Origin of the sequence: Winogradskyella haliclonae, assembly GCF_014635865.1 — a bacterium.
GTDB classification, from domain to species: domain Bacteria; phylum Bacteroidota; class Bacteroidia; order Flavobacteriales; family Flavobacteriaceae; genus Winogradskyella; species Winogradskyella haliclonae.
The window spans coordinates 596,999-610,150 of the sequence record NZ_BMDQ01000001.1 but is presented as its reverse complement, the minus strand read 5'-3'; the positions used below and the strand labels follow the sequence as shown (position 1 = coordinate 610,150).

Annotated in this window: 13 protein-coding genes and 1 tRNA gene; 2 read left to right on the top strand and 12 right to left on the bottom strand. The window is 34.7% G+C overall.

Annotated elements, in window-relative coordinates; translation table 11 throughout:
• Positions 1-38 precede the first annotated feature (38 nt).
• The 3 genes from IEV10_RS02770 to IEV10_RS02760 are packed head-to-tail and all read right to left on the bottom strand — an operon-like array spanning position 39 to position 4,329.
• Positions 39-1,847, bottom strand: a complete 1,809-nt coding sequence (locus tag IEV10_RS02770) for a M1 family metallopeptidase (protein WP_188373166.1) — start codon at positions 1,845-1,847, stop codon at positions 39-41.
• A gap of 7 nt (positions 1,848-1,854) precedes the next feature.
• The gene (locus IEV10_RS02765; protein ID WP_188373165.1) at positions 1,855-3,459 is read right to left on the bottom strand and encodes a S8 family peptidase; all 1,605 of its coding nucleotides are present in this window, start codon (positions 3,457-3,459) and stop codon (positions 1,855-1,857) included.
• 12 nt (positions 3,460-3,471) lie between these two features.
• Complete coding sequence (locus tag IEV10_RS02760; protein WP_188373164.1) at positions 3,472-4,329, bottom strand: MBL fold metallo-hydrolase; 858 nt, start codon at positions 4,327-4,329, stop codon at positions 3,472-3,474.
• A 143-nt stretch (positions 4,330-4,472) separates the two neighbouring features.
• On the opposite strand from IEV10_RS02760, the gene IEV10_RS02755 reads away from it, so the two are divergent.
• Positions 4,473-6,314 carry a cation:proton antiporter gene (locus IEV10_RS02755; RefSeq protein ID WP_188373163.1) on the top strand — a complete coding sequence of 614 codons (1,842 nt, stop codon included), beginning with the start codon at positions 4,473-4,475 and terminating at the stop codon, positions 6,312-6,314.
• Between the two features lie 26 nt (positions 6,315-6,340).
• Here IEV10_RS02755 and accC read toward each other — a convergent pair whose 3' ends face one another.
• From accC to pdxA, 6 genes are all read right to left on the bottom strand, one after another.
• Positions 6,341-7,690 carry an acetyl-CoA carboxylase biotin carboxylase subunit gene (gene accC, locus IEV10_RS02750; protein WP_188373162.1) on the bottom strand — a complete coding sequence of 450 codons (1,350 nt, stop codon included), beginning with the start codon at positions 7,688-7,690 and terminating at the stop codon, positions 6,341-6,343.
• A gap of 82 nt (positions 7,691-7,772) precedes the next feature.
• A complete protein-coding gene (gene accB, locus IEV10_RS02745; protein ID WP_188373161.1) occupies positions 7,773-8,258 on the bottom strand; it encodes an acetyl-CoA carboxylase biotin carboxyl carrier protein in 486 nt (161 codons plus the stop codon).
• Between the two features lie 30 nt (positions 8,259-8,288).
• Complete coding sequence (locus tag IEV10_RS02740) at positions 8,289-9,284, bottom strand: beta-ketoacyl-ACP synthase III (protein WP_188373160.1); 996 nt, start codon at positions 9,282-9,284, stop codon at positions 8,289-8,291.
• Between the two features lie 178 nt (positions 9,285-9,462).
• On the bottom strand, positions 9,463-9,666 hold the full coding sequence (gene rpmF / locus IEV10_RS02735) for a 50S ribosomal protein L32 (protein WP_132704896.1): 204 nt from the start codon (positions 9,664-9,666) through the stop codon (positions 9,463-9,465).
• Between the two features lie 8 nt (positions 9,667-9,674).
• Complete coding sequence (locus IEV10_RS02730) at positions 9,675-10,217, bottom strand: YceD family protein (protein WP_188373159.1); 543 nt, start codon at positions 10,215-10,217, stop codon at positions 9,675-9,677.
• Positions 10,218-10,296: 79 nt separating this feature from the next.
• Complete coding sequence (gene pdxA, locus IEV10_RS02725; protein WP_188373158.1) at positions 10,297-11,337, bottom strand: 4-hydroxythreonine-4-phosphate dehydrogenase PdxA; 1,041 nt, start codon at positions 11,335-11,337, stop codon at positions 10,297-10,299.
• Positions 11,338-11,428: 91 nt separating this feature from the next.
• Between pdxA and IEV10_RS02720 the strand changes: the two genes are divergently transcribed.
• Positions 11,429-12,019 carry a riboflavin synthase gene (locus IEV10_RS02720; protein ID WP_188373157.1) on the top strand — a complete coding sequence of 197 codons (591 nt, stop codon included), beginning with the start codon at positions 11,429-11,431 and terminating at the stop codon, positions 12,017-12,019.
• On the opposite strand, the gene IEV10_RS14475 is transcribed toward IEV10_RS02720, so the two are convergent.
• The 3 genes from IEV10_RS14475 to mce all read right to left on the bottom strand — a co-directional run bounded on the left by IEV10_RS14475 (position 12,008) and on the right by mce (position 13,127).
• A complete protein-coding gene (locus IEV10_RS14475) occupies positions 12,008-12,244 on the bottom strand; it encodes an Fjoh_0651 family PID-CTERM protein (RefSeq protein ID WP_503827305.1) in 237 nt (78 codons plus the stop codon). The genes IEV10_RS02720 and IEV10_RS14475 overlap by 12 nt on opposite strands.
• Before the next feature lie 319 nt (positions 12,245-12,563).
• A tRNA-Ile gene (locus IEV10_RS02715) sits at positions 12,564-12,637 on the bottom strand.
• A gap of 85 nt (positions 12,638-12,722) precedes the next feature.
• On the bottom strand, positions 12,723-13,127 hold the full coding sequence (gene mce, locus IEV10_RS02710) for a methylmalonyl-CoA epimerase (RefSeq protein ID WP_188373156.1): 405 nt from the start codon (positions 13,125-13,127) through the stop codon (positions 12,723-12,725).
• Positions 13,128-13,152: the final 25 nt, after the last annotated feature.

Genomic DNA, 13,152 nt, shown 5'->3' with positions numbered 1-13,152 from the left:
AGACGCCTCTTTATATTAAGTATATGATTAATTTTTAATTATAAACTTGAAACATTATTAGCTCTATCTATATCAGCCATCATTTGTGATGGGTCAATTTCGATAGATTTTACATTTTTAGATGTTTTTAAATCGTAAGTTGGATAGGCCCAAGCCCAATCTGTAGTTACAGTAGCTTTGGTTGGTTTTTCGCCACGCATCATTTGTAATGGAATATAAAAATCTTCTTTTGAACCATCAGCATATGTTATACTTACATCTAAAGGCATTGGCATTTGACCTATGCGTTCTAAAGTCACTGTAGAACCGTTTATAGATTTAACACCATAATCAATTGTATTAGTTGTTTGTGCAAAATCAATGAGATACCAATCCAATTCAAAATCTGTGATTTTTTCTGCTGTTCTTACAATATCCATTGGTTTAGGATGCTTAAACGCAAAATCTTTGTAATACTTTTTTAATGTTTTTTTCAAATTATCTTCACCAATAACATAACCTAATTGCGCAATAAAAACAGCACCTTTGCTATAAGCAGAAGCGCCATAAGCCCCATTTAGATTATATCTATCAGCATGAGTTGTTAAAGGTTGCTCAACACCAGATTTAGCAAGACCTAAATAACCGCGGTAAGAACCAGAAGTAGGATTTTCTCTTGGTTTATCACGTAATTCGTTCATGGCTAAAGCAGAAATATAACTTGTAAAACCCTCATCCATCCACTCGTGTTTAGCTTCGTTGGTGGCTAATAAAAACTGAAACCAAGTATGTGCCAATTCATGGGCTGTTACACCAAGTAAGCTGCCATAACGTCTCTTTCCAGTGATTAGGGTGGACATGGCATATTCCATACCACCATCACCACCTTGAATAACGGAATATTGCTCATAAGGATATTCTCCAATGTTTTCTGAGAAAAACGTCATCAATTTTGCTGTATCGGCTTGCAAATTTTTCCAATTTTGAAGATTTTCTGAAGGTAAGTCTTTTTTGTAATAGAAGTTTAAAACTGGCCCATTAGCCATTTTATAAGTATCATGAATATAATCCTTGTCAGCAGCCCAAGTAAAATCATGAACATTAGGTGCTATAAAACGCATGGTTTTTTTAGAACCACTGATGGTTGGTTCCCCTTGAAGATATCCAGTTCCACCAACCACATAATCTTTGTCAATTGTCAAAGAAACATCAAAATTCCCCCAAACCCCATGAAACTCTCTTCCTATGTATGGATCTGCATGCCAGCCCTCGTCATCGTATTCCGCTAATTTAGGATACCATTGTGTCATAGATAGCGCCACACCTTCAGCATTGTTTCTACCAGAACGACGAATTTGAACAGGCACTTGTGCATCAAAATCCATTTTAAAAGTCACTTTTTCTCCAGGCTGTATCGGCTTGTTAAGTTTTACCTCTAAAACAGTTCCGACAGTCTCATAACTTAATACTGTTCCGTTTTGAGATAACGAATTTACTTTTATATAACCTATTTCATTAGGCTTCAGTTTACTTATTCTATCTCCGACACGAGGATCTGGATCAGAAATTGATCGAGACCTCACATCCATTTCACTACCAGGCTGAAAAGCATTAAAATACAAATGATAATACACGCGATTTAACACATCTGGTGAATTATTTGTATACACCAATGTTTGATTGCCTTTGTATTGGTAATTATTTGTGTTCATGTCGATATACATTTTATAATCGACATGTTGTTGCCAGTAACTGTTAGAATTACTGGTTGTTACTGATTGAGAAGTGTTATTTTGAACCGCTTCTTTTGAGCTATCACAAGACATTAAAACACAAGCAATAGCTAGGGTTGAAATAAAATTTTTCATAAACAAACTATAATTTTGAAGCCATAATTAATGCGTTAAAAGCATTTACTATACGCCCACTTTTAGACAAATTTGAAAACGGTTGTACATTTTCCGCATCTCCACCAACAACCACCTTTGTGGTTAGTGGTAACCCACTATCAAGAATAACATTTTTAACTTGCACAGCTGATAGTTTTGGGTAGTAAGAACGTATTAAAGCAGCAACACCGGCTACAGCGGGAGCGGCCATTGAAGTTCCACCTTTTGTATCGTATTCATTTTCAGGAGTTGTAGAGTAAACCTGTGCACCTGGAGCAAAAACGTCTACATTTTTATCACCATAATTAGAAAAACCAGCAACCATTCCGCTTCCGTATTTTGGAGCTAAGGCTCCTACAGATATGTAGTTGTCGGCCACTTCTTTTCCATTGATATTATCCGCAGGAAAATTAGGCTCCACATCGATATCTTTACTATCATTACCAGCAGCGTGTACAATTAATACATCTTTGTCTGCAGCATATTTTATAGCCTCTCTTACCCAATCACTATGCGGAGAAAAAGACTTACCAAAACTACCATTAATAATAGTTGCGCCATTATCTACTGCATAACGTATTGCTTTTGCTACATCTTTATCATACTCATCTCCATTAGGCACGGCTCTAATAGACATAATCTCCACATTATTAGCAACACCGTTTGCGCCTTTTCCATTATTGCGTTCGGCTGCAATAATACCAGCTACATGCGTACCATGACTCTCTGATTTTTTAACCGGCTTTACGTTACCGTCACCATAACCAGGATTATCATTAAAATCATCAGGATTATCTCCCGTTTTACGACCTTTAAAATCTTTATTAAGATTATAATTTAATTGATCGTTAATACTTTCAAGAGCATCAGCTAGTTCTTTTTTAGCATCAGCCATCGAATCTATTCCATTAGAATAAATAAATTTAGCAAACTGCACCGCACCCTGTACTTTTTGGTCCGTAGAATTAATGCCATTAACATCTTCTTTTGTGTAATCTTTTTTACCAAGATGGTTAGATAATATTTCGTCATTACTTAAAAGCTGTTGATAAATCTGATCATATTGAGTTTTTCTACCCAACCAGGTATTATATTCTTCTGTATGAAGCTTTTCTGCCTCAGCATATCTTGGACTATTAGTGTTGCCAGAAGCAATAAGGCGCACATATTCTAATTGTTCATTATAAGCTTTCCCTAAGAAATTCCAGCCGTGGATATCATCAACATATCCATTATTATCATCATCTTTTCCATTATTTGGGATTTCGTCTTCATTAGTCCAAATAACACCATTTAAATCTTCGTGATCGATATCAATCCCAGAATCTATAACAGCTACAATAACTTTTTTACCTTTTTTACCATTGATAACTTCTGCATAAGCACGGTCAACACCCATTCCAGGAATTGTATCTTTTTCAAGATCGAGATGTCCCCAATTTTCTTTTTCAGCTTTAGTTAATTCAGCAACTTTTAAAGGAGAAGTGTCTATATTTTCTATTGGAGTAGAAATAAGAGGCGCTCCACCGCAGCCAACCAAAATAGAAGCTAAAAATGTATGAGCAATTAAGAGTTTTTTATTGTATTTCATAATATATTTAGTTTAGAAAATGTCTTTACAAGTGTATGTTTCGTTTAGTCTAACACCTTTTTCAGTGTGTTTTACGGTTATAATAGGATTATGAGCATCATGCTCTAAAAATAAATAATAATTATTGTTTGCGGCTAGATTTAAAAACTGTTCTTTTTCATCTAGAGTTAATAAAGGTCTAGTGTCGTAACCCATAACAAACGGAATTGGTAAATGACCGACTGTTGGCAGAAGATCTGCCATAAAACATATGGTTTTACCATTATAGTTTATCATAGGTATCATTTGTTTGTCAGTATGCCCATTGGCAAAGAAAATATCAAAACCCAATTCAGAATTTTTTAAAATAGAATTGTTTGGAAGTGAGGTAAACTTAAGCTGTCCACTTTCTTCCATAGGCAATATGTTTTCTTTTAGAAAAGATGCTTTTTCTCGTCTATTAGGGGAGGTTGCCCATACCCAATGGTCTTTGTTGCTCCAGAAATGAGCATTTTTAAAAGCCGGTTCTAAAACAGTTCTATCTTTATTATATTGGATGCTTCCCCCACAATGGTCAAAGTGCAAATGTGTCATGAATACATCAGTAATATCATCTCTATGAAACCCAAAAGACGCTAGTGATTTATCTATAGAGTGATTACCCCAAAGATGATAGTAACCATAAAATTTTTCGCTCTGCTTATTGCCCATTCCGGTATCGATTAAGATAAGGCGACCACCATCCTCGATTAACAAACAACGAGCTGAGATATCTATCATGTTATTACCATCAGCTGGATTTGTGCGCTGCCAAAGTGATTTTGGAACCACGCCAAACATGGCGCCACCATCAAGTTTAAAATTTCCAGCTTCAATAGGGTATAAATTCATAGGAAACGAAAATAAGAAATATGCCCCAGATGAACCATAAACTTAAGAGTTTATTACCATTTTCTATGGTGTGGGTTAGTTCTCTATTTCCGATGTTTTTAATGTATATTTATAATTTTATGATTTAACCTTACCAAAATAAAATGATTGAACTAGCAGGTATTATAATTTTAGGAATTTTAGCACAGTGGGTAGCTTGGCGACTTAAAATTCCAGCCATCTTACCATTAATTTTAGTAGGATTATTGGTTGGGCCAATTGCCGCGGAGTTTTTATCTGATGATAAGCAAAAATGGATAGAGCCTATATGGAACGGCAAAAAAGGTTTATTTCCTGGGGAAAGCCTATACTACTTTGTGTCCTTAGCTATCAGCATAATTTTATTTGAAGGAGGCTTAACACTCAAGAGGAATGAAGTGAAAAATGTTGGGCCCGTTATAACTAAGCTAATTACCGTGGGCGCAGTTATAACTTTTTTTGGAGCTGGTTTAGCAGCACACTTTTTATTTGGTTTAAGTTGGGAACTTTCTTTTTTGTTTTCAGGATTAATTATAGTTACTGGACCAACAGTAATAACACCCATCTTAAGAAATATTCCCCTAAAGAAAGATATATCTGCTGTATTGAAGTGGGAAGGTATTTTAATTGACCCCATAGGCGCATTAGTAGCCGTTTTAGTTTTTGAATTTATAAGTGTTGAAGGCGATAGTGGTTTTACTAAAACTGCTTTTATGGAGTTTGGAAAAATCGTTTTATTTGGAACAACCTTTGGATTTACATTTGCTCACGGATTAGCTTTTGCGATTAATAAAAAATTAATTCCTCACTACTTATTGAATGTTGTTTCGCTTTCAGTCGTGCTTCTTGTTTTTGTAGAATCTGAAATTTTTGCTCATGAATCAGGACTTTTAGCAGTTGTAGTTATGGGAATGGTACTAGGAAACAGTAAATTAGAAAACCTCAAAGAATTACTGTATTTTAAAGAATCGCTTAGTGTGTTACTGATTTCAATTTTATTCATTCTTTTAGCTGCTAATATCAATATTGAAGATTTATACCTGTTATACAATTGGAAAACCGCTGTTCTATTCTTGGTAGTGGTTTTAATAATAAGACCGCTAGCGGTTTTTGCAAGCACACATAAATCTAGTTTAAATATAAATGAACGTCTTTTTGTGAGTTGGGTTGGACCAAGAGGAATTGTGGCAGCTGGAATAGCTTCTTTATTTGGTAGCAAACTTATAAAACAAGGCGTTGAAGGTGCAGAATATATTACGCCGTTGGTATTTATGATTGTTTTAGGAACTGTTTTACTTAACGCCACAACTGCTAGACTTTTTGCTAAAGCAGTAGGTGTATTTTTAACTAAATCTGATGGAATTTTAATTGTTGGCGCCTCTAAAGTATCTCGTTTATTGGCTCATTATTTAGATGCGAATAATAGAAATGTGGTGCTAATTGACAGTAATCAAACTAATATTGAAAAAGCTAAGGAAATGGGGTTAGATGCTATTTCTACAGATATTTACTCTAACACTTTGTCGGATAATATTGAACTAAATGACGTGGGTTATTTAATGGCCTTAACGGGCAGTCCAGATATTAACAGATATGCTATAACAAAGTTCAGCAAACAGTTTGGAGAAAATGGTGCATTTCGCCTAGTTTCTAAAGATGAAATGCGAGATGAAAACAACAACCCGAAAGAAGGTTTATTTTCTCATACAGACGACTATGAATCTTTAATGAATGTGAGTAAAAACTATCCTAGCATTCAAGAAATTCTATTAGACAACAAGGAGCATTATAATAGCATAATTGAATTAACTAAGTCTGATAAAGATATCATTCCAATATTTTTAAAAGACAGTAATGACGAATTAATTATTATATCCTCGGATAACAATCTGGCTAAAGACATTGGTGAAAACTGGAAACTAGTTTATCTAGGAAAGCCTATTGATATAGAAAAAGTAAACGCATAAAAAAGCCCTCAATTTGAGGGCTTTTTTTAATTATCTTCTTCAGGCATTTCAAAATCTTCCATAAATTTAGTAGTATAATTACCCGCTAAATAATCAGGGTGATCCATCAACTCTCTATGAAAAGGAATTGTGGTTTTAATACCTTCGATAACGAACTCGTCTAGAGCTCTTTTCATTTTATTAATAGCCTCTTCACGTGTTTGCGCTGTAGTAATCAACTTCGCAATCATTGAGTCGTAATTTGGCGGAATACTATAACCAGCGTATACATGTGTGTCTAAACGCACACCATGTCCGCCTGGCGCATGTAAAACAGTAATCTTACCAGGAGAAGGCCTAAAGTCGTTATAAGGATCTTCAGCATTAATCCTACACTCAATAGAGTGTAAATTTGGCGTATAGTGTTTTCCAGAAATAGGAATACCTGCAGCCACTTTAATTTGCTCTCTAATCAAGTCAAAATCAATAACTTGTTCTGTAATTGGATGCTCTACTTGGATACGTGTATTCATTTCCATAAAGTAGAAATTACGGTGTTTATCCACTAGAAATTCAACAGTTCCTGCGCCTTCATATTTAATGTATTCTGCAGCTTTTACAGCAGCTTCTCCCATTTTTTTTCGTAATGCGTCTGTCATGAAAGGAGAGGGCACTTCTTCTGTTAATTTCTGATGACGTCTTTGTACAGAACAATCACGCTCAGACAAATGACAAGCCTTACCCGTAGAGTCTCCTACGATTTGGATTTCTATATGGCGCGGCTCTTCTATAAGCTTTTCCATGTACATATCATCATTTCCAAAAGCGGCCTTTGATTCTTGTCTTGCAGAATCCCAAGCGTCCTTTAAGTCTTCCTGCTTCCAAACCGCACGCATACCCTTTCCACCACCACCAGCAGAGGCCTTAAGCATTACCGGATAACCTGTTTCTTTAGCAAGCTTTTCACACTCTTTATAATCTTCAATAACACCATCACTACCGGGCACACATGGCACACCAGCAGCTTTCATAGTGGCTTTGGCATTTGCCTTGTCTCCCATGCGGTCAATCATTTCTGGAGAAGCCCCAATAAATTTGATATCGTGCTCTTCACAAATTTTAGAAAATTTTGCATTTTCTGACAGAAAACCATAGCCAGGATGTATAGCGTCAGCGTTAGTAATTTCTGCAGCAGCAATTACATTTGCCATTTTTAAATAAGACTCGTTACTTGGTGCTGGACCAATACAAACGGCTTCATCGGCAAATTTCACCGGCAAACTATCTGCATCTGCTGTAGAATAGATAGCTACAGTTTTGATGCCCATTTCTTTACAGGTTCTAATAACACGAAGTGCTATTTCTCCTCTATTGGCAACTAATATTTTTTTAAACATAACTTTTAATTTAAAAATTCAATTTCCAAGCACCAAATTCCAAGAATTGGGTTTGGGATTTGTGGATTGGAATTTTCAATTGTTATGATGGGTCAACCAAGAACAAAGGTTGATCAAATTCTACAGGAGATGAATCATCTACTAGCACTTTTACAATTTTACCTGAGATTTCAGATTCAATTTCATTAAAAAGCTTCATAGCCTCGATGACACACAACACATCACCTTCTTTAATATCGGAACCAACTTCAACAAAAACAGGTTTGTCTGGAGATGGCTTACGGTAAAAAGTACCAATTATTGGTGATTTTATTGTAATATATTTAGAATCGTCTGATGCTGCAGGGGCTGCAGGGGCAGGAGTTTCAGCTGCTGGTGTAGAAGCTGCAATCGGAGCTGCTTGTGGCATCATAGGAGCTGCAGCAACAGGCATTTGTTGAACGATAGTTGTCTCATTTTCTGAGCCAGTTTTAATAGTAATTTTAACATCGTCCATTTCTAACTTAACCTCACTTGCGCCAGATTTAGCAACAAACTTAATTAAGTTTTGAATTTCCTTTAAATCCATAGTTATTCAGTTGTTATAATTAGTTAGTTTTTATGAGTTATAGGCCCATTTAAAATAAATAGACCCCCAAGTAAATCCGCCGCCAAAAGCAGCGAATATTATTGTATCACCCTTTTTAAGCTGTGATTCGTAATCGTTTAATAAAAGTGGTAGGGTAGCAGAAGTTGTGTTTCCGTACCTCTGTATATTCATCATTACCTTATCTTCCTTAAGGTTAATTCTGTTAGCTGTAGCATCTATAATACGCTTATTTGCTTGGTGAGCAGCTAACCAATTAACATCAGCGTTAGTGAGGTTATTCTTTTTTAAGATTCGCTCCGCTACATCTGCCATATTAAAAACGGCATTTTTAAAAACGGTTTTACCATCTTGAAAAACGTAGTGTGAACCGTCATTAAATGTATCTGCAGTAATTGGGTAGGAGGATCCGCCATATTGAGCCCTCAAAAACTCTCTTCCTTCACCATTGCTTCTGAGTAATTCATCCTGAAGCCCTAAACCTTCCTCGTTGGGCTCGAAAAGAACAGCGCCACCACCATCTCCAAAAATGATACATGTAGCGCGATCTTTATAATTGATAAATGATGAATTTTTATCTGCGCCTATGAGTAACACTTTTTTATATCGGCCAGATTCTATATAGGCAGCCGCAGTTGACATACCAAATAAAAAGCTTGAACAAGCTGCTTCTAAGTCATAAGAAAAAGCGTTTACAGCACCAATTTTGGTGGCTGTATATGCAGCAGTAGAAGCTGCTTTCATATCAGGTGTTGCTGTAGAAACGATAACTAAATCAATCTCTTTTGGGTCGACACCTCTTTTTTCTATAAGATTTTCTGCTGCTTTTATTGCTAAAAAAGAAGTGCCTTTGCCTTCTTCTTTAAGAATACGTCTTTCTTTAATTCCTGTACGTGTAGTAATCCATTCGTCATTAGTATCAACCATTGTTTCCAAAATCTGGTTAGATAAAACGAAATCAGGCACATAGCCTCCTACAGCTGTTATAGCCGCTGTGATTTTACTCATTATTAGCGTTTAGATTAATTAAAACTATCGAAAAATCAGCTAAAAATCGTTCATTTTTGTCATTTTTCGACATTTTAAGCAAATAATTATGCAAATTAAGTGGTTTTTGAACGATTAGAAGCAATAAAACAAAAAAAACGCCCAAAAGTGGGCGTTTTATTATATGCGTGCATAATAGTTATGCTAAATTTTCTTCTTCAGCAGAATTGTCTATAAGAACTTGACCTCTGTAATAAAGTTTACCTTCATGCCAGTGTGCTCTATGGTAAAGGTGAGGCTCACCAGTTGTAGGGCAAGTTGCAATTTGAGGAACAGTTGCTTTATAGTGTGTTCTTCTTTTGTCTCTTCTTGTTCTAGATATTTTACGTTTTGGATGTGCCATTTTAAATGTTATTTATCCGTTAATAGTTTTTTTAATGTATCCCAACGAGGATCTGTACCCTCGGTATTGTTTTCTTCTGTTTTGCCTTCTTCGGGACTTAATTCTTCTAATTTATTTAATATATCAGATTTTAATGTACCATCCTCTATTCCGGGATGAACTTTTTTTGCTGGCACAGCTAAAACAATAAGTTCATAGATGTACTGAGCAACATTAATTTGATATTCTCCATGAGGGATAATTAATATCTCTTCATTGTCATTGTTATACTCTTCACCAAATTTAACCACTAGCTTAAATGTATCTTTAATACTTTGATTAAAAGGTTCATTAGAAACATCGCAGTTAACATTAACGGTGCCTTTGACACTGAAGTTTAACTCTAAAAGTGTTGTTTTCTTTTCAAAAAGAAGATCCACTTTAAGGTCGGCCTCATTAAATTCATCAAAATCAAATTCTAAAAAGAACGTATTATCAATTTGATAATCAAAATGGTGCTCTCCTACTTTTAGCCCTACAAATTGTATTGTATACGCTTTCATTGCTTTCATTATCACATTCATTTTGAGCGTGCAAATATAATACTTTTTTCTATATAGGAGCCTAGATATCAACAAAAAATGTTAATATCTAACGAGACATTTTCTTTAGAGGGTTTTTAGAGTAAAAATTATAATCTCGTCGCTTTCTGTATATCTCAATAGCTGTGAACATAGCACGTTTAAAAGAGCTTTCATCAGCCTCACCTTTTCCCGCAATTTCATATGCAGTTCCGTGATCTGGAGAGGTTCGTACTTTATTTAAGCCGGCAGTAAAATTAACACCATTACCAAAGGTGATGGTCTTAAAAGGAATAAGTCCTTGGTCGTGATATGATGCTATAACTGCATCAAATTTTTGATAACTGTTAGAGCCAAAAAAACTATCCGCAGAATACGGCCCATAAACCAACCCGCCTTCTTTTCTTAATTTCTCTAAAGCAGGTCTTAATACGTTGTCATCTTCATTACCAATAACACCATTATCACCAGCATGAGGATTAACAGCAAGAACAGCAATTTTTGGCTTACTAATCGCGAAGTCCTGTCTAAGTGATGTAGAAACAGTTGTTATTTTTTGGCGTATTAACTCTTCAGTAATGTAGCTAGGTACATCTTTTACAGGGACATGGTCCGTTAATAGACCTACTCTTAGGTTTTCTGAAATCATAAACATAAGACTGTCGCCTTGTAATTGCTGATTGAGATAGTCGGTATGTCCAGGGAATTTAAAAGTATCCGATTGTATATTGTGTTTATTAATAGGTGCAGTAACCAAAACATCTATTTGCCCATCTTTTAATGCAGTCACAGAGGCTTGAAGCGATTTAATAGCGTATTCACCTATTTTTTTGTCTTCTTTTCCAAACTGAACATTGACCCCTTCCTTCCAAACGTTTAAGACATTGACTTTTCCATGAACGATTTGATTGATTGAGTTTATTTCATAAAAGTTTATTTTACTTGAAAAATGTTTTTTAAAGAAATTCATCACTTTTGATGAGGCAAATATTACTGGAGTACACAAGTCTAACGATCGCGAATCTTCAAATGTTTTTAATATAATTTCTGACCCGATGCCGTTGAGGTCACCTATAGAGATACCTACTTTTATAATGTCTTCTTTTTTCACAAAAGGAATTTTAATATTATTACGGATATAAGCTTAGTGCTTTTTTGTCCTTAACTTTACATCGCAAATTTAACCATTATAAAATAGAATTATGTTTACTGGTATTATTGAGGAATTAGGTATTGTAATAGCACTTCAAAAAGATAAAGACAACTTACATCTTACAATTAAAAGTAGTATTACGAGTGAACTAAAGATAGATCAAAGTGTTGCTCATAATGGTGTTTGCCTAACTGTCGTCTCAATTCATAATGACGAATATGTTGTAACAGCTATAAAAGAAACCCTGGATAAAACCACTATTGGTGAACTTAAGGTAGGAGACATTGTAAATTTAGAGCGCGCCATGAAACTAGGAGACCGATTAGATGGTCATATAGTACAAGGGCATGTAGACCAAATCGCAACATGTATAAAAGTTGATGAAGAAAACGGTAGCTGGTCTTACACGTTTAAATACGATACAGTTTTAAACAATATAACCATTGAAAAAGGATCTATTACCGTTAATGGGGTTAGTCTTACCGTGGTTAATTCGAAGGTAAATGAGTTTTCTGTAGCTATAATACCATATACTTATGAGCATACTACTTTTAAAGATTTGAAAGCAGGAGGTCATGTAAACTTAGAGTTTGATGTTATCGGAAAGTATGTAAAACGCTTAAAAGATTTAAGACAATAAGCTGTTTTGTCTTTTTTTAATGGTATATATACCAAAAGCTAAAGCCGCAAAAAACAAGAAAAATATATAATTGTCTATAGGGAAACCAGGAGGTGGAGGTGGACCACCACCACAAGGCATAGGGTCAAAACAACATGGAGCACACGGTGTACCACTTGGGCAACCAGCACAAGGACCAGTTTGAACTAGCAAGATTAAGTTATAAATTATTGAGGCAATCTTCATATTTATTATAAAAGACTAACGCAAATGTATAAAAAAAAGTATGTCAACAAAATTTTAAGCCCTAAAAAACACCTTTTAAACGTAAAAAAATCCGATAAAAAACACTTTTTTTGTTTAAATTTTTATTTTTGTATTTATTTTCTTACAATTGAATTTTGATTAATAGCTACAGCTAAAATATTATAATTGTTAGATAATATGTTTAAGAAAATAAAAAGCTATCAACATTAATAATTATCAAATTGTTAATAGTTAACATTTAAGTGTTTTTATAAAACAAAAAAGACCTTAGCTTAATGCTAAGGTCTTTTAAAATTTGTGGTCCCACATGGACTCGAACCATGGACCACCTGATTATGAGTCAGGTGCTCTAACCAACTGAGCTATAGGACCTGATGGCTTTGCCAACGCTCTTTACTTGTAAAGAGTGTGCAATATTACTATATATTTTAATACTCTACAAGAAAATTAAACCAATTTAATCATCAATATCTTGGCACAACTCAATAAGTACGCCGTTTGTAGATTTTGGATGTAAAAAAGCAATCAACTTATTATCAGCACCCTTTTTTGGTTTATCGTGTATCATTTTAAAACCTTCTCTCTGCAACCTTTCTATTTCGTCTTCAATATCATCAACAGCAAAAGCGATATGATGAATACCTTCTCCCTTTTTTTCAATAAACTTTGCTATTGGACTATCTTTTGATGTGGCTTGTAATAATTCAATTTTATTAGGACCACACTTAAAAAATGACGTCATCACGCTTTCACTTTCAACGGCTTCAATTTTATAATGTTCTTTTCCAAAAAGAGCGGCAAATAAGCTGTTAGAATCTTTTAAGTTTTTGACAGCAATACCAATATGTTCTATTTTATTCATTATGGCTTTAATTTTGTAGTGTAAA